Below are 15,395 nucleotides of genomic sequence, written 5' to 3'. Positions count from 1 at the left end.
CCGGAAGATGGCCTACGACATAGTCGGCGGACCCGCGAAACGTCGGATATCCACATAGGGTTTACTGGCAAGTACCCCGCCGCTACGACCCGACGGAGTGCAGTTTGCTCGCAATCCTGCTCGCACATGTTCTCGCCGCTTTCACGGCACCACTGTGCGTGCGGGTGATGGGACGCAACGCCTTCTACGTACTCGCATTGGTCCCGCTGGGCGGTCTGACCTGGGTGATCGCGAACTGGAACAGCACGCGACAGGTCCGGTTCGAGTGGGCGCCGACGATCGAGATGAACATCGATCTGCGCTTCGATTCGCTCACCGCCGTCATGGCCGCGCTGGTACTCGGCATCGGCGCGCTCGTACTCGCCTATTGCGGTCGCTATTTCGCCGCGGACGAGCGGCGACTCGGTGTCTTCGCGGCCCAGCTCATCGGCTTCGCCGGTGCCATGTTCGGACTCGTGACCAGCGACAACATGTTGCTGCTCTACGTGTTCTGGGAGATAACCACGGTCCTGTCGTTCCTACTGGTCGGGCACGACGCGGAACGGGCGGCGAGCAGGCGCGCCGCGATCCAGGCGCTGCTGGTGACGGGTGCGGGCGGGCTGTCCATGCTGGTCGGCATCGTGCTGCTCGGGCAGAGCAGCGGCACCTATCTGCTCTCGGAACTGTTGGCGCGCGAACAGCCGCCGGGTGGCGTCGCGGTGTCGGTGGCCGTGGTACTGATCCTGGTCGGCGCGCTCAGCAAGTCGGCGATCGTGCCGCTGCATTTCTGGTTGCCGGGCGCGATGGCCGCACCGACCCCGGTCAGCGCGTATCTGCACGCCGCGGCGATGGTCAAGGCGGGCGTCTACCTCGTGGCGCGGCTCGCGCCGGTGTTCGCGCACAGTCCGCCTTGGCATCCGCTGGTCCTCACCTTGGGACTCACCTCCATGCTGCTCGCGGGCTGGCGGGCATTGCAGGTCACCGACCTGAAACTGGTGCTGGCCTTCGGCACCGTCAGCCAGCTCGGTTTCCTGATCCTGCTGGTTGGGGTCGGCACGCCGGAGGCGGCGCTGGCCGGTCTGGCGATGGTGGTCGCGCACGCCCTGTTCAAGGCGTGCCTGTTCATGGTGGTGGGCATCATCGATCACGGCGCGGGCACCAGGGATCTGCGGCAGCTGTCCGGGCTCGGCCGCCGCGCGCCGGTGCTGCTCGCGGTGGCGAGTCTGGCCGCGCTGAGTATGGCCGGGCTGCCGCCGCTGTTCGGTTTCGTCGCCAAGGAAAGTGCCCTCGGCGCCCTGCTCGACGCCGATACCCTCGCCGCTCCCGCGCGAATGGCCCTGGTGGTCGGCGTCGCGGTGGGGTCGGCCCTGACCTTCGGCTACAGCGCGCGGTTCATCTGGGGCGCGTTTGCAAGCAAGCAAATCGAGGACATGTGGGTCAAGAACACACAGGTCAGGGCCGCGCAGATCGAGGGCAAGCAGATCGAGGGTCGCGGTGGGCGGTGGCACGCACCGGGTGCGCTGCTGCTGGCGCCGCCCGCCGTCCTCGCGGTCGCCTCGCTGGTCGCGGGACCCGGCGCGGGTTGGGTGGACGGCCTACTCGATCCCTATGCGAGCACCCTGCACGGCACGCCACACGATCATCTCGCGCTGTGGCACGGATTCACCGTGCCGCTCGGACTGACGGTGTTCATCGTCGCCGCGGGCGTCGCGCTGTTCCTCGAACGCGGGCGGATCGTGGAGTCCGCGCACCACATCCTCGGCAACGCCGACCGCGCCTACGACGCCACCCTGCGCGCCATGGACCGGCTCTCGCTGCGAATGACCGGTTCGGTGCAGCGCGGTTCGCTGCCGCTGAGTCAGGCGACCATCCTGGTCACGCTCATCGTGCTCCCCGTGGTCGCGCTCGCGGTCGGCACCCGCACCGGCGTGCGCCTGCGGCTGTGGGACTCGCCACTACAGCTCGCCATCGGCGCGATCATGATCGCCATGGCGCTCGGCGCGACGGTGCTGCGCAACCGACTCGCCAACGTGCTGGTCGTCGGCGTCACCGGATACGGCTGCGGCGTGATCTTCGCCCTGCACGGCGCACCCGACCTCGCGCTCACCCAATTCCTGGTGGAAACCCTCACCCTGGTCATCTTCGTGCTGGTCCTGCGCGCCTTCCCGGCCGAGATCGACGAAACCCGCACCGCCGACTTCAAGGTGCGCCGCGCACTGCTCGCTGCCACGGTCGGCGCCACCGTCGCGGTGCTCGCCGCCTTCGCCACCGCCGCCCGCTCCGCCGAACCCATCTGGCACCGCATCCCCGACGCCGCCTACGAATTCGGCGGCGGCAAGAACGCGGTCAACGTGCTGCTGGTCGACATCCGCGCCTGGGACACCCTCGGCGAGATCTCGGTGCTGATCGTCGCCGCCACCGGCGTCGCCTCCCTGGTGTTCCGCACCAGGCGCTTCGGCTCGGCGCCGCGCGCGGTCGACTCGCCGCGCTACGACCCCGACGCGGTGAGCTGGCTGTCCGCCGCCAGGCTCATGCGGCGCGAGGACCGCTCGATGGTGCTGCAGATCACCACCAGACTGGTGTTCCCCACCATCATGGTGCTGTCGGTCTACTTCTTCTTCGCGGGCCACAACGCGCCCGGCGGCGGCTTCGCGGGCGGCCTCACCGCCGGACTCGCGCTCACCCTGCGCTACCTCGCGGGCGGACGCTACGAACTCGGCGAAGCACTGCCCGTCGACGCGGGGCAGATCCTCGGCGCCGGACTCACCCTGGCCGCGGGCACCGCCGCCGCTTCTCTGCTGTTCGGCGCGCCGCCGCTGTCCTCGGCGGTGATCGAGGTGACCCTGCCACTGGTCGGACACGTCAAACTGGTCACCGCGCTGTTCTTCGACCTCGGCGTCTACCTGATCGTGGTCGGCCTCGTCCTCGACGTGCTGCGCAGCCTCGGCGCGCGACTGGACAGCGAACTGGCCGAAGCCGCCGAACCCGTGGCGGGAGGGTCGCGATGACCTCGAATCTGACCTTGCTGGTCCTGATCGGCGTGCTCGTCGCGTGCGGGGTGTACCTGATCCTGGAACGCACGGTGTCGAAGATGCTGCTCGGCATGATCCTGTTCGGCAACGCGGTGAACCTGCTCATCCTCACCGTCGGCGGACCGGACGGTGACCCGCCGATCCGCGCCGGGTCGCAGGCCGAGCACGAAGGGCTCGCCGACCCGCTGGCCCAGGCCATGGTGCTCACCGCGATCGTCATCACCATGGGCCTCGCCGCCTTCGTCCTCGCCCTCGCCTACCGCGCCTACATGCTGACCACAAGCGACGACGTGCAGAACGACCCCGCCGATATGGAGGTCGCCAGCCGTCGCGAGGGAGAGGACCCCGAAGTTTGAGCCTGTCCTCCGGCCTGCTGCCCGCACTCGCGCCGCTGCCCGTGCTGGTCCCGTTGCTCGCCGCCGCCGCGACCCTCGTCTTCGGCAGGCAGCCGCGCATCCAGGGTTTCGTGGTGTCGCTCGCGCTCACCGCCGTCGTCGTCATCAGCGGACTGCTGCTGTATCTGGCCGACCGCGACGGCACCACCGCGGTGCAGGTCGGCGGCTGGGAGACCCCGATCGGCATCACGCTGGTGGTCGACCGGCTCTCGGCGGGCATGCTGCTGGTCTCCTCGGTGGTGCTGCTCGCGGTCTCGCTCTACGGCTCCGGCCAGAACATCCGCGACGGCGGCGCCAAGCAACCGACCTCCATCTACCGCCCCACCTACCTGGTGCTCACCGCGGGCGTCTCGGCGGCCTTCCTCGCCGGTGACCTGTTCAACCTGTTCGTCGGCTTCGAAATGCTGCTCGCCGCGTCGTTCGTGCTGCTCACCGTCGGCGCGACAGCGCAGCGCATCCGCGCCGGGGTGGCCTACGTGATGGTGTCGATGCTGTCGTCGCTGATCTTCCTGGTCGGCATCGGACTCGCCTACGCCACCGGCGGCACCCTCAACCTGGCGCAACTCGCGCTGCGCATGGAGGCCGCGCCCGACGGGGTGCGCACCGCCGTGTACGCGGTGCTGCTGGTCGCCTTCGGCATCAAGGCCGCGGTCTTCCCGCTGTCGAACTGGCTGCCCGACTCGTACCCGACCGCACCCGCGCCGGTGACCGCCGTCTTCGCCGGACTGCTCACCAAGGTCGGCGTGTACGCGATCATCCGCACCCATTCACTGCTTTTCCCGGACGGCGGATTCGACACGGTCCTGTTGATCTGCGGCCTGCTCACCATGATCATCGGCATTCTCGGCGCCATCGCGCAGAGCGATATCCGACGACTGCTCTCGTTCACGCTGGTCAGCCATATCGGCTACATGGTGTTCGGCGTCGGGCTCGGTAGCGCGGCCGGACTCGCGGGCGCGATCTACTATGTGGCGCACCACATTCTCGTGCAGACCACGCTGTTCCTCGTCGTCGGACTCATCGAACGCCAAGCGGGCTCGACCTCGCTGCGCCGCCTCGGGGGACTGGCCGCGGCGAGTCCGATACTCGGGGTGCTGTTCCTGGTTCCGGCACTCAATCTCGGCGGCATACCGCCCTTCTCGGGCTTCATCGGCAAGGTCGCGCTGCTGCAAGCGGGCGTCGCGGATGGCAGCGTACTGGCCTGGACGCTGGTCGGCGGCGCCGTCGTGACCAGCCTGCTCACGCTCTACGTCGCGGCGCGGGTGTGGGCCAAGGCGTTCTGGCGGCCGCGTTCGGAAGCGCCGGAAGGCCATCTCGCCGCAGCGAATCCACCCACCCTGATCGAGGATTCCGAGGACGTGCTCTACGACGAGCGCGTCGACCCGGGCCGCATACCGCCGCTCATGCTGGTCGCCACCGCCGCACTCGCCGCCGCCGGACTCGGACTGACCGTGCTGGCCGGACCGATCCTCGGCATCGCCGACCGCGCCGCCGCCGAACTCGACGATCCGGCCATCTACATCAGCTCGGTACTCGGCGATCCCGAGGCGCTGCGATGAGGGCCGCGCTCAGCCGCGACAATGTGGTGCGAATCGGGCTGCTGGTGTGGCTGACGTTGGTCTATATGGCGCTGTGGGGTGACCTGAGCGTCGGGAATCTGCTCGGCGGTCTGGTGATCGGCCTGGTGATCATGGTCGCGCTGCCGTTGCCGCTGCTGCCCGTGAACGGCCGCCTCAACCCGCTTCCGCTGCTCGAATTGGCCGCGGTGAGCACGTATTACGCCCTGGAATCCAGTTTCCAGGTGGCCTGGCTCGCGGTGCGTCCCGCGCCGACGCCGGTGTCCGGTGTGCTGCGGGTGAGTCTGCGCACCCGCAGCGACCTGGTCTTGGTGCTGTGCGTCGACCTGCTCAACCTCATCCCCGGCACCATGGTGCTCGAGATCGACCGGCAGCGCTGCGTGGTGTACGTGCACGTCCTCGACGTGAGCAGCGACGCCGCCGTCGACAAGTTCTACCGCACCACCCGCCGCCTCGAACGGCTGCTCATCGACGCCTTCGAACGACCGCTGACCCCGCGCGATGCGGTCAGCAAGCCCGCGGGCGACATCCTGGCGCCCGATCCGAACACCGAGCCGCCGAACGGAGTGCAACGATGACCGTCGTCGCCGTCATCGCGGGCGTCCTGCTCGCCGCGGCCGCCGTGATCACCTGCTACCGCATCCTCGCCGGGCCGAACACCCTCGACCGGGTCGTCGGCATCGATTCCCTGATCGCCATCGCCGCGTCCGGCCTCGCGGTGTGGGCCGCCTACAGCGGTGACAGCACCGTCATCCCGGCCGTCGTCGCATTGGCCCTCGTTGGTTTCCTCGGCTCCGCGGCGGTGTCGCGTTTCCGGGTCAGGGACGACCGATGACGCTTCTCGACATCTTCTCCGCGGTCCTCATCCTGACCGGCGCGTTCCTGGCCTTCACCGCCGCCGTCGGCATCCTGCGCTTCCCCGACACCCTGACCCGCATGCACGCGGCCACCAAACCCCAGGTGGTCGGCCTGATCCTCATCCTCATCGGCACCGCCGTCCAGATCAGGGCCGACGCCAACGCCTGGATGCTCATCCTGGTCGCCCTGTTCACCACCCTCACCGCCCCCGTCATCGCACACCTGATCGGCCGCACCGCCTACCGCGAACAGCGGCACCGCGACGGTCTGCTGCGCGTCAACGAGCTGGGCGACGAGGTCGACTGAGTCGCTACGAGGTGGTCCGCTACGAGGTGGCGGGTTCGGGGGCCGCGGTGACGGACGCGCGGTCGGAAGCGAACCAGGTGGCGTGGAACAGCGCGGCCAGCGCGGCCAGCAAGCCGAGCACGAGAGTGCCCGCCAACACCGAGTATTCGGCCATCGGCACCGCGAGGAAACGATAGGACAGCAGCAGGGCGGCGAGCAGGACGACACCGCCCGCGACGAGGCGGACGCGGAACCAGCCCCAGCCGCGTTCCGGTTCGCGCAGCGCGGATTCGATGGTCAGGCACAGCACCGCGCCCGCGACCAGGTCGACGCCGTAGTGGTAGCCGAAGCCGAGGGTCGCGACGAGGGTGGCGACCAGCCAGAACGCGCCGCCCCAGCGCAACCAGGCGGGAGCGAGCGATCCGTCGATGTCGCGGCGGGTGTGCAGGAACACCGCGAGCGCCCAAGCCGTGTGCATGGACGGCATGCAGTTGCGCGGGGTGCCCCCGTCGAACAGCAGCGCCCCGGGGTCACGGTCGATGGGCGGCACGACATTCGGCCAGAAGTCGCCGAGTTGCAGACCGTTCCCGTCGGCGCCGAACGCGAACATCGGGCCGACCACCGGGAACAGCACGTACACGATGGGGCCGAGCAGGCCGAGCACGAGGAATGTGCGCACCAGGTAGTGCGTCGGCCACACGCCCTCGTGCACCACGCGGCGCAGCTGCCACACCGCGACCACGATCGCCGCGACCGGAAGTTCGATGTACACCCAGTGCAGGACGGCGTATACGGCGGGCCCGAGGGCGTCGACGATGCGGCCCACCACCCACGACGGATCGCCGAGCGCGTGATCGGCCAGCATCACGTACCGGTCGAACACTTCGGGATTGGCCACCACCGTGACGTGCAACCACACGTCCCCGACCTTGGTGGCGAGGATCAGCAGCGCGCCGAGACCGGCCGCGCGCAGGGCGTTCACGCGGTCGACGCCCTCCCAGCGCACCACAGCGAGCACCGCGATGGCCGTGAGCACGATCACGGCTCCGTTGCCGACCGCGAACGGTTCGTCGGCGAGCATCCGCGCGCCCGCACAGACCACGTCGATGGCGATGGCCGCGCTCAACGCGAGGACGCGACGCCGCAGCGGAATCCCGACCAACGCCAGGATCAGCCCGGCCCACGGCACCGACATGGATTTCGGGGTGCCGAAATAATCACGCCACAGACTGTCCAGCGGCCCCTGGAACCCCTGCCTCGACGCCGCGACCTGCAAGGCGATCAACAGCACGGGAACCGCACCGAGCACGACCGCGACCCGGACCCTCGGCCCCGGTGATCGCGGTCGTCGCACCGCTTCTCCCGCACCGGGACCCGGATCTTCGACTAGCACATCGACCATAGTAAACAGACGATGAACGCACGCCCTCCGGCGAGCTGAACACCAGTCGACCTACGCGGTGCTGCCCGCTATCGGTTCAGCTCCTCGACCAGCGCGTTCACCACCGCGATCAGATCGCCGTCGGCCGCCGCGGCCACCTTGCGCTGCCGCTGATAGGACGCGCCGCGCACGGGAATATCCGCGACCGATGCCAATTCGTCGGCGCAGCCCAGCCGGGCCGCCGTCGGCTCGAGCCGATTCAACACCTCGAGCAGGTCGTCGGTGACGAGGCGCTCATTGCTCTGCGCGTCCACGATGACGATCGCGTCGAGTCCGTACCGCGCGGCCCGCCACTTGTTCTCCTGCACATGCCACGGCGGCAGCGTCGGCAACCGCTCGCCCTCCTCAACCCGGCGATCCAGATCGACGATCAGGCAGTGGATGAGCGCCGCGACCGCGGCCAATTCGGCGCTGGTCGACATGCCGTCGCAGATCCGCACCTCGATGGTGCCCCACTTGGGCGCGGGCCGAATGTCCCAGTGCATGCCGCCGAGCTGTTCGAACACGCCGGTCTTGAGCTGGTCGTGCACGAAATGCTCGAACTGGCTCCACTTCTCGAACTGGAACGGCAGTCCGGCGGTGGGCAACTGCTGGAACATCAGGGTGCGGTTGCTGGCGTAGCCGGTGTCGGAGCCCGCCCACATCGGCGAGGACGCCGACAGCGCGAGCAGATGCGGATACATCAGCAGCAGCGAGTTGATGATGGGCAGCACCTTGTCGCGGTGCGAGACCCCGACGTGCACGTGCACGCCCCAGATCATCATCTGGCGACCCCACCACTGGGTGCGTTCGATGAGTTCGTCGTAGTGCTCCGAGCGCGTCAGCTGCTGCGCCGACCACTGCGCGAACGGATGGGTGCCCGCGCAGAACAGGTCGACGCCGAGCGCGTCGGCGGCGCGGCGCACGGTGTCCATGGTGCCGCGCAGATCCTGCACCGCGGCGCCGACCGTCTCGTGCACACCGGTGACGATCTCGACGGTGTTGCGCAGCAACTCCTTGGTGAGCTGCGGAGTTCCGTCCCAGGCGCGCAGGTCGCCGACCTCGTCGAAGACGGCGGACGCGGTATTGGACAGATCGCGCGTCACCTTGTCGACGAGCGCGATCTCCCATTCGATGCCGATGGTGGGCCGGGGCGAACCTTTGAACGGAACATGCTCTCTCTGTGCCCCGGCCATGAATCCCCTTGTCTAGGAAATGACGCCGCAGGCGACGCGGCCCCCCGCGTCACCCGTGGCGAGTGTCGTGTCGTCCGGGCCCGCGACGCCGTCGGCACGGGAATAACGGTTGGGGATGTTGCCGAAGTTGTCGGCGTCGGCGTGGATGATCAGCGCCTTGCCCTTGATATCGGCGATGGTGAGCGCGTCGGTGGTGGTGACCAGCAGCGCGGAGCCGTCGTTGCGCACCTCGAGGGAGGTGAGGTCACCGCTCGCCGGATGCGCGTTGGCGCTGCCGACCTGTAAATGCCCACCGGCGGACAGGAAGTCGCCTGCCGCGCCACCGGCGGGCGGCGTCGAATTCGGTTCGCACTTGCCGATCTGGTGGATGTGTAGACCGTGGAATCCGGGACGCAGACCGCTCGCGTCGACCTGGAGCTGCAGGTGTCCGCCCACCTCGGTGACGGTGGCGGTGGCGACCGACTTGCCCGAGGAGTCCTTCAGATCGACCTTCGCGCCCGAACCGGCGGCGGGACTGCCGTGCGGGCTCTCGGACGCACCGGACGGCGGCGCGGAGGCACCGGTCCACACCGGCGGCGTCGTTCCCTTGACATCGCTGGACTCCTGGCTGTTGGAGCAGGCAGCGAGGCCGAGGACCGCGACCGCGAGCACCGGGGTCACAGTCCACCAGGAGGGGCGACGAGTTGTGGACGGGGCCATCGGGGAACTCCTTTACGAGTACCGAGTTTACGGGCTGAGCCGAGTGGACGCGTTCGTTACCGGACAGATGATGCCACGCCCGCGAGGCCGCTCGATGACAGGGCGGTGTGGGCCTGCGCACTGTCCGCGCGCGGCGTCAGCCACCGGTCAGGATGACGATGACGCCGGTGACGGTGTCGCCGGGGCCGCCGGTCTTGGGTTCGGCCGTCGCGCCGAGCTCCTGCGCGATGGCCTGCGCCGCCTCCCGTTCGCCCGGTGAATCCCCGTAGTACACGGTGGTTTTCGCGACGGTGCCGCCCGAGTAGTTGCCGGAGGTGACGTTGGCCCAGCCGTCGGTCTGCAACTGGGTCGCGGTGCGCGCGGCGAGCCCGGGCACCAGGCTGTTGTTGAGGACGCGGACCGGCACCGCGCGGTCGACGGCGGGCGGGGGCGGCGGCGCGGGCGCGACGGTGGTCGTGCTCGCTGTCGTCGCGGTGACCGGCTCGGTGGTGGCGGCGGCGGCCGTGTCGGTACTCGTCCGCGCGACCGTCGTGGTCGGCGCGGCGGCCGTCGTCGTGCTGCTCGACGCGGTCGCGACCGTCTCGGTGTCGTCGTCGGAACTCGACAGCGACATCGCGCCGAGGCCCGCGAAGACGATGGCCAGCGCGATCAACACCATTGCCAGCGCCCGCAGTGGCGGTCCGCCGGAGGTGGGATCGGAGTTACTCACGGCCTCGACCCTAGTCGCAGAGCGGGCCGAACCGCCCGTGTCGCGTCGGGAATTCGGGTCATACCTGGAATCCGAGACGCCGGGCCGAGCGCGCCTTCTGCCTGCTCGCCCTGAGTCTGCGCAGCCGCTTGACCAGCATCGGGTCGACGGCGAGCGCTTCGGCCCTGTCGACCACCGCGTTCAGCACCTGGTAGTAGCGGGTCGGCGAAAGACCGAACTGCACCCTGATGGCTTCTTCCTTGGCGCCCGCGTACTTCCACCACTGCCGCTCGAAGGCCAGGATCTCCTGTTCGCGAGCACTCAGACCGGAATCGGCCGGGGCGGGGGCGTCCGGGCGCGAATCCTCGCTCGCGGGAGCGTCGTCCCGGTCGTCGGGGATATTCCCTTCCGTCGCAAGATCGCGTGCCGCTGCGCCGTCCATCCCGCTCCCTCGCCGAGTGACCACCTGGGGAAAATATGCCTGTACGTCGCGCATCATTGAACCACGCGTCCCGAAGGGGCCTCCGCCTTCGTCCCGGCGTGTTCGGTGACCGGCCACGACGGCTCGGCACCCGGTGGCGGGCCGGAGGGCACCCAGTAGGCTTACCGCCCATGGCAATCCTCCCCATCGTGATCGTCGGTGACCCGGTACTGCACAACCCGACGCAGCAGGTCAGTCAGACCCCGGAGGAATTGGCCGAACTCATCGCGAACATGTACGAGACGCTGGACGCCGCGCACGGTGTCGGCCTGGCCGCCAACCAGGTCGGGGTGCCGCTGCGGCTGTTCGTCTACGACTGCCCCGACGTCGGCGCCGACGGGAAGGCCGCCAGGCGCCGCGGGGCGGTGATCAATCCGGTGCTCGAGACCTCGGCGCTACCGGAGACCATGCCCGACCCCGACGATGACGACGAGGGCTGCCTTTCGGTGCCCGGCGAACAGTTCCCCACCGGCAGGGCCGAGTGGGCGCGGGTCACCGGCGTCGACGAGCACGGCGAGCCGGTCGACATCGAGGGCAAGGGTTTCTTCGCCAGGATGCTGCAGCACGAGGTCGGCCATCTCGACGGCTTCCTGTATGTGGACGTCCTGATCGGGCGCAACGCGCGCGCGGCGAAGAAGGCCATCAAACGCAACGGCTGGGGCGTGCCCGGCCTGAGCTGGCTGCCCGGCGCCGTCCCCGACCCGTTCGGCCATGACGACTGATTCGAGTGATCCGGTGCACACCGCGGGCGACATCCCGCTCGGCAAGCGGGTCGTCATGCGGTACCGGCTGCCCGATGGCCACGAGCCGCCGCTGACCGATGTGATCGGCGAACTGGTCTCCCTCGATCCGCCCACCGTGCGCGGTGGCGACGGCACCGTGGTCTCGGCCGAGCCCGACCGGGTCGTCGCCATGAAAGCGTTGGGGCCGAGGCCGATTCGGGTCGGCGAGATCAGGGCATTGGAGGCGGCCGCGGCGTTCGGGTGGCCCGGCATCGAACACGCCTGGATCGACGGCTGGCTGGTGCGCGCCGGATACGGTTTCACCGATCGCGCGAATTCCGCTGTGCCGCTCGGCGATCCGGAGACGACCACCGCGCGCGGCGCCAGCGGCGCGCAGACCATGCAATATATCGCCGAGTGGTACGCGGTGCGGAGTCTGCCGGTGCTGCTCGCGCTGCCGGATCGGCTGGCCTCGGTGCCGGTGGGCTGGCAGGTGCGCAAGGAAACCGTCGTCCTCGGCATCGATATCGAGAACTTCTTCCTGCCGCAGGGCCCGCCGATGGTGCGCGTGCATCCCGCTCCCGACGCCGCATGGCTCGATCTCTACCACCGACGCGGCGAGGCCGAACAGACCCGCATCGACCTGCCTCCGGTGCCCGAGGTGCTGACCGCCGTCCACGAGGGCGACCTCGGATTCGCCGCACTCGGCGTGCCGACGCCCATCGCGGTCGGGCGCGGCGCGCTCACCACCGCCCCGGACGGGCGCCGCTGGATCGGGCTGAGCTGTATCGCCGTCGCCAGCGAACACCGCCGCCACGGACTGGGCGCGCTGGTGTGCGCCGAACTGATCCGCTGGGGCCGCGACCGCGGCGCGACCCACTCCTACGTGCAGGTCGAAGCCGACAACGAGGCCGCGCTCGCCCTCTACCGCGACCTCGGATTCGTCGACCACCACCGCTACCGCTACGCCGAACCCCCGCGCTGAACCCCGCGCGGTGCGCACGCTGAACGGCACGGCGTCGAACGCCACGAAACGGCACGGCGTCGAACGCCACGAAACTGCACGGCGTCGAACGCCACGAACTGCACGGCGTCGAACGCCACGAACTGCACGGCGTCGAACGCCACGAAACTGCACGGCAAGCACCGCGGGCTCCCACCACGTTGAGCAGGGCGCAGGCATCTCGATGAGCGCGACGCCACTCGGCGAGCGAGCGTGGCTATCGATACCGCGCGGAGTGGGCGGGCGGGCTTGGCGTAGAACGGAGATATCGGCCGATGACGAAGGAAGGCATGTCGTGCGCTTGGCGACCTGGAATGTCAATTCGATCCGCTCCCGTATCGATCGGGTGGCGGGATTCCTGGACCGCCAGGACATCGATGTGCTGGCCATGCAGGAGACCAAATGCCGTGACGACCAGTTCCCTTACGAGCGGTTCGACGAACTCGGCTACGAGGTGGCCCATCTCGGGGTGAACCAGTGGAACGGCGTTGCCATCGCGTCCCGCGTCGGGTTGACCGAGGTGGAGCAGGCCTTTCCCGGGCAGCCGGGATTCGACAAGGACGCGGGCGAGTCGCTGATCAGCACGCCGGTGGTCGAATCGCGGGCGCTCGGCGCGACCTGCGGCGGTGTGCGGGTGTGGAGTCTGTACGTGCCCAACGGGCGGGCGCTCGACGATCCGCACTACACCTACAAACTGGCCTGGCTCGCGGCGCTGCGCGAAACCGGGGCGGGATGGCTGGCCGCCGATCCGGCCGCGCGCATCGCGCTGGTCGGCGACTGGAATATCGCGCCCACCGACGACGACGTGTGGTCGCCGGAGTTCTTCGAAGGCAAAACCCACACCTCCCAGCCCGAACGCGACGCCTTCGAAGCCATGCTCACATCCGGTTTCGCCGACGTCATGCGACCGTTCGCGCCCGGCCCCGGCGTCTACACCTACTGGGACTACACACAGCTGCGTTTCCCCCGCAAGGAGGGCATGCGCATCGACTTCGTGCTGGCCACACCGGAATTGGCGGGCCGCGCGGTGGATTCGACGGTCGACCGCGAGGAGCGCAAAGGCAAGGGCGCGAGCGATCACGCACCGGTCATCGCCGAATTCACCGACTGACCGAACGCGCGGGCCGGTCGACGTTCAGTCGAACGCGTAGGCGTATTCGTCGGCGGCGATCTCGGCCCACGGCGGACGCGCGCTCGGCGCTCGGTGCGTGAGTTCGTCCAGTAGGTCGCGGCGGTCGGGGTCGTTGTCGTAGGGGTTGCGCGGGTACCAGCTCGGCCAGTGGTCGTAGGCGCGTTCGACCCGGATGTGCCTGTCGGTCACCAGGAAACGGATGAACAGCCAGCGGCCGGACTCTCCCGCTTCGATATCGCGCAGCCGCCGCAGTCCGCTCGGTATCCGGCGCAGGTTGCGCGGCGCGCCGACACCGATGCCGCGCCCGACGCGGAACGCGAAGTCGACGTGCCCGAAATCGTGGTGCAGCAGTTCGATTCTGGCCAGCAGGTCGGTGAGTTCGGGGGTGTCCGGCGGGGCGTTGCGCGTCATTTCGGACGCCTCGATCATCGCGTCGACCAGTTGGCGACGATGCCGCGCCGAGGTGATGCGGCGGCGCGGGCGCGGACCGGTCGCGGGTGCGGGCAGCGGGTCGAAGACGGCTTCGGCGTCGGCCATGACCCCGCCGCGAGTGAGATAGCCGATCACGGCGTCGGACAGTTCGGCGTCGAGTCCGGCGAGCAGTTCGGCTTTGACCGTGCCGGATTCGGCGGCGGTGAACAGCGCGGCGACTTCCTCGTGGGTGACGCCGGGCAGCGATTCGGTGAAAACCGCGACCAGTTGCTCGGATTCGAGCAGCGGGTAGAGGGCGACGGCGGTCTCGTAGTCGACGCGCAGCGATTCGAGTCGGTCGGCGTGCCCCCAGCGGCCGTCCCACCAGCGCACGAAGTCGATTTCCTCGCGTAGCGCGGGCGCGGTGAGCTCGTCGGCGGGCACCCACGGCGGCGCGCCCGCGAGCAGGTCCTGCGGATGTTCGGGGGCGATATAGGTTTCGTCGCGGCCGCGTCCGAACACCACGGCCTTGCCGCCGCGGTAGCGGACCAGGGTGAACCAGTTGTCCTGGTATCCCATATCGAATGTCACACGGCCGCCGGTCAACTCGCCGAGCTGCCCGGAGCCGTCGGGATCCTGGACGACCTGGACCACAAGAGTGCGCCCCCACAGGACATCCGGCGCAGGCAACTCGGATTGCATGCCTCACAACCTAATCCCCGCGTCGTATCCTCGCCGGATCGCAATGAGATCGTGCCATTGCGGTTTGCCGACCGATTACCCGGCGATGCCATCCGACCTGCGGTAATCGGGCTCGGGGGCCGAGTATCGCTGATATCTTGACGTCATGGGCATCGAGCAGGTCACGCGGACTCGGGTGCGGGCACAGCATCTCGGACCCGAGCGCCGCAGGCCACAGGTGCTCGACACCGCGCTCGCCATCGCGGTGCGCGACGGCATCGCCGCGGTCACCATCGCGGCCGTCGCCGAGCGCATGAACGTGACGCGCCCCGTGGTGTACGCGTGTTTCGCCGACCGGGTCGAGTTGATCGGCGAACTCATCCGGCGCGAGGAAGGCCATCTGATCAGCGGCCTGCTCGAGGCGACCCCGCCGAGGACGGTGGACGCGGGCGAGACCGTTTTCGTCGAGGGTTTCCGCAAGCTGCTCGAGATCGCGGGCACCCGACCGGACGCCTGGCGGTTGTTGCACGGCAATCCCGATCCGGCCGTGGCGAATTCGTTCGGTCGCGGGCGCGCGCTCGCGGTACAGCGCTGCACGGAGCTGCTGCGTCCGACGCTGCGCGCCTGGGGCACCGAGGACATCGAGCGCAAACTACCGGTGCTGGTGGAGTTGTGGGTGTCGGCGGGCGAGGGCGCGGTGCGCACCCTGTTGGACGGCGACGGCACGTGGAACGTGCACGATCTCGGCGCGTTCGTCGGTTCGGCGGTCTTCCGAGCACTGCGCGAAGCCTAATAAATCTCCGGCCTGATAGGAGATTGACCGTCGATCAGCGGGC

General features: G+C 69.1%; 16 protein-coding genes. 10 read left to right on the top strand and 6 right to left on the bottom strand.

Translation table 11 applies throughout. The annotated features are described in order from the left end of the window. The first annotated feature begins 104 nt into the window (after positions 1-104). Genes IT779_RS18095 through mnhG form a run of 6 tightly spaced genes read left to right on the top strand, consistent with a single transcriptional unit; the run spans position 105 to position 6,147 of the window. Positions 105-2,987: a Na+/H+ antiporter subunit A gene (locus IT779_RS18095; protein ID WP_196150521.1), complete on the top strand. Its 2,883-nt coding sequence runs from the start codon at positions 105-107 to the stop codon at positions 2,985-2,987. Further along, complete coding sequence (locus tag IT779_RS18090; protein ID WP_196150520.1) at positions 2,984-3,367, top strand: Na(+)/H(+) antiporter subunit C; 384 nt, start codon at positions 2,984-2,986, stop codon at positions 3,365-3,367. The genes IT779_RS18095 and IT779_RS18090 overlap by 4 nt, the downstream gene beginning before the upstream one ends. Further along, entirely contained in the window at positions 3,364-4,965 is a 1,602-nt protein-coding gene (locus IT779_RS18085) for a Na+/H+ antiporter subunit D (protein ID WP_196150519.1), read from the top strand. The genes IT779_RS18090 and IT779_RS18085 overlap by 4 nt, the downstream gene beginning before the upstream one ends. Beyond that, on the top strand, positions 4,962-5,561 hold the full coding sequence (locus IT779_RS18080; RefSeq protein WP_196150518.1) for a Na+/H+ antiporter subunit E: 600 nt from the start codon (positions 4,962-4,964) through the stop codon (positions 5,559-5,561). The genes IT779_RS18085 and IT779_RS18080 overlap by 4 nt, the downstream gene beginning before the upstream one ends. Next, the gene (locus IT779_RS18075) at positions 5,558-5,818 is read left to right on the top strand and encodes a monovalent cation/H+ antiporter complex subunit F (protein WP_196150517.1); all 261 of its coding nucleotides are present in this window, start codon (positions 5,558-5,560) and stop codon (positions 5,816-5,818) included. The genes IT779_RS18080 and IT779_RS18075 overlap by 4 nt, the downstream gene beginning before the upstream one ends. Beyond that, positions 5,815-6,147: a monovalent cation/H(+) antiporter subunit G gene (gene mnhG / locus IT779_RS18070; protein ID WP_196150516.1), complete on the top strand. Its 333-nt coding sequence runs from the start codon at positions 5,815-5,817 to the stop codon at positions 6,145-6,147. The genes IT779_RS18075 and mnhG overlap by 4 nt, the downstream gene beginning before the upstream one ends. Before the next feature lie 19 nt (positions 6,148-6,166). Here the strand turns inward: mnhG and IT779_RS18065 are convergent, their stop codons facing one another. From IT779_RS18065 to IT779_RS18045, 5 genes are all read right to left on the bottom strand, one after another. Further along, positions 6,167-7,528 (bottom strand): phosphatase PAP2 family protein, encoded by a 1,362-nt coding sequence (locus IT779_RS18065; protein WP_196150515.1) that lies wholly within the window; start codon positions 7,526-7,528, stop codon positions 6,167-6,169. Positions 7,529-7,596: 68 nt separating this feature from the next. Continuing rightward, a complete protein-coding gene (locus tag IT779_RS18060; RefSeq protein WP_196150514.1) occupies positions 7,597-8,742 on the bottom strand; it encodes a glutamate--cysteine ligase in 1,146 nt (381 codons plus the stop codon). Positions 8,743-8,754: 12 nt separating this feature from the next. Continuing rightward, the gene (sodC, locus tag IT779_RS18055; protein ID WP_196150513.1) at positions 8,755-9,441 is read right to left on the bottom strand and encodes a superoxide dismutase[Cu-Zn]; all 687 of its coding nucleotides are present in this window, start codon (positions 9,439-9,441) and stop codon (positions 8,755-8,757) included. A 136-nt stretch (positions 9,442-9,577) separates the two neighbouring features. Then, the gene (locus tag IT779_RS18050; protein WP_196150512.1) at positions 9,578-10,150 is read right to left on the bottom strand and encodes a LytR C-terminal domain-containing protein; all 573 of its coding nucleotides are present in this window, start codon (positions 10,148-10,150) and stop codon (positions 9,578-9,580) included. Positions 10,151-10,208: 58 nt separating this feature from the next. Beyond that, positions 10,209-10,571 (bottom strand): DUF3263 domain-containing protein, encoded by a 363-nt coding sequence (locus IT779_RS18045; RefSeq protein WP_196150511.1) that lies wholly within the window; start codon positions 10,569-10,571, stop codon positions 10,209-10,211. A gap of 170 nt (positions 10,572-10,741) precedes the next feature. On the opposite strand from IT779_RS18045, the gene IT779_RS18040 reads away from it, so the two are divergent. From IT779_RS18040 to IT779_RS18030, 3 genes are all read left to right on the top strand, one after another. Further along, a complete protein-coding gene (locus IT779_RS18040; protein ID WP_196150510.1) occupies positions 10,742-11,332 on the top strand; it encodes a peptide deformylase in 591 nt (196 codons plus the stop codon). Beyond that, on the top strand, positions 11,322-12,317 hold the full coding sequence (locus tag IT779_RS18035) for an N-acetylglutamate synthase, CG3035 family (protein WP_196150509.1): 996 nt from the start codon (positions 11,322-11,324) through the stop codon (positions 12,315-12,317). The genes IT779_RS18040 and IT779_RS18035 overlap by 11 nt, the downstream gene beginning before the upstream one ends. Positions 12,318-12,630: 313 nt before the next feature. Beyond that, positions 12,631-13,446 (top strand): exodeoxyribonuclease III, encoded by an 816-nt coding sequence (locus IT779_RS18030; RefSeq protein WP_196150508.1) that lies wholly within the window; start codon positions 12,631-12,633, stop codon positions 13,444-13,446. A gap of 24 nt (positions 13,447-13,470) precedes the next feature. On the opposite strand, the gene IT779_RS18025 is transcribed toward IT779_RS18030, so the two are convergent. Continuing rightward, positions 13,471-14,580 carry a hypothetical protein gene (locus IT779_RS18025; protein ID WP_196150507.1) on the bottom strand — a complete coding sequence of 370 codons (1,110 nt, stop codon included), beginning with the start codon at positions 14,578-14,580 and terminating at the stop codon, positions 13,471-13,473. 145 nt (positions 14,581-14,725) lie between these two features. Here IT779_RS18025 and IT779_RS18020 point away from each other — a divergent pair, with 145 nt between their 5' ends. Next, a complete protein-coding gene (locus tag IT779_RS18020; RefSeq protein ID WP_196150506.1) occupies positions 14,726-15,352 on the top strand; it encodes a TetR/AcrR family transcriptional regulator in 627 nt (208 codons plus the stop codon). The last annotated feature ends 43 nt before the right edge of the window (positions 15,353-15,395 follow it).

Origin of the sequence: Nocardia bovistercoris, from assembly GCF_015674855.1 — a bacterium.
GTDB classification, from domain to species: Bacteria; Actinomycetota; Actinomycetes; order Mycobacteriales; family Mycobacteriaceae; genus Nocardia; species Nocardia bovistercoris.
The sequence above is the reverse complement of the archived record's forward strand: the minus strand, read 5'-3'. Positions and strand labels throughout refer to the sequence as shown.

What these genes read in the sequence shown, in the direction of transcription:
- IT779_RS18035 (WP_196150509.1), top strand. Translation starts at nt 11,322, where the DNA reads ATGACGACTGATTCGAGTGATCCGGTGCACACCGCGGGCGACATCCCG.
- IT779_RS18020 (WP_196150506.1), top strand. Translation starts at nt 14,726, where the DNA reads ATGGGCATCGAGCAGGTCACGCGGACTCGGGTGCGGGCACAGCATCTC.
- IT779_RS18025 (WP_196150507.1), bottom strand. Translation starts at nt 14,580, where the DNA reads ATGCAATCCGAGTTGCCTGCGCCGGATGTCCTGTGGGGGCGCACTCTT.
- IT779_RS18040 (WP_196150510.1), top strand. Translation starts at nt 10,742, where the DNA reads ATGGCAATCCTCCCCATCGTGATCGTCGGTGACCCGGTACTGCACAAC.
- IT779_RS18065 (WP_196150515.1), bottom strand. Translation starts at nt 7,528, where the DNA reads ATGGTCGATGTGCTAGTCGAAGATCCGGGTCCCGGTGCGGGAGAAGCG.
- IT779_RS18075 (WP_196150517.1), top strand. Translation starts at nt 5,558, where the DNA reads ATGACCGTCGTCGCCGTCATCGCGGGCGTCCTGCTCGCCGCGGCCGCC.
- IT779_RS18080 (WP_196150518.1), top strand. Translation starts at nt 4,962, where the DNA reads ATGAGGGCCGCGCTCAGCCGCGACAATGTGGTGCGAATCGGGCTGCTG.
- IT779_RS18090 (WP_196150520.1), top strand. Translation starts at nt 2,984, where the DNA reads ATGACCTCGAATCTGACCTTGCTGGTCCTGATCGGCGTGCTCGTCGCG.
- IT779_RS18045 (WP_196150511.1), bottom strand. Translation starts at nt 10,571, where the DNA reads ATGGACGGCGCAGCGGCACGCGATCTTGCGACGGAAGGGAATATCCCC.
- sodC (WP_196150513.1), bottom strand. Translation starts at nt 9,441, where the DNA reads ATGGCCCCGTCCACAACTCGTCGCCCCTCCTGGTGGACTGTGACCCCG.
- mnhG (WP_196150516.1), top strand. Translation starts at nt 5,815, where the DNA reads ATGACGCTTCTCGACATCTTCTCCGCGGTCCTCATCCTGACCGGCGCG.
- IT779_RS18060 (WP_196150514.1), bottom strand. Translation starts at nt 8,742, where the DNA reads ATGGCCGGGGCACAGAGAGAGCATGTTCCGTTCAAAGGTTCGCCCCGG.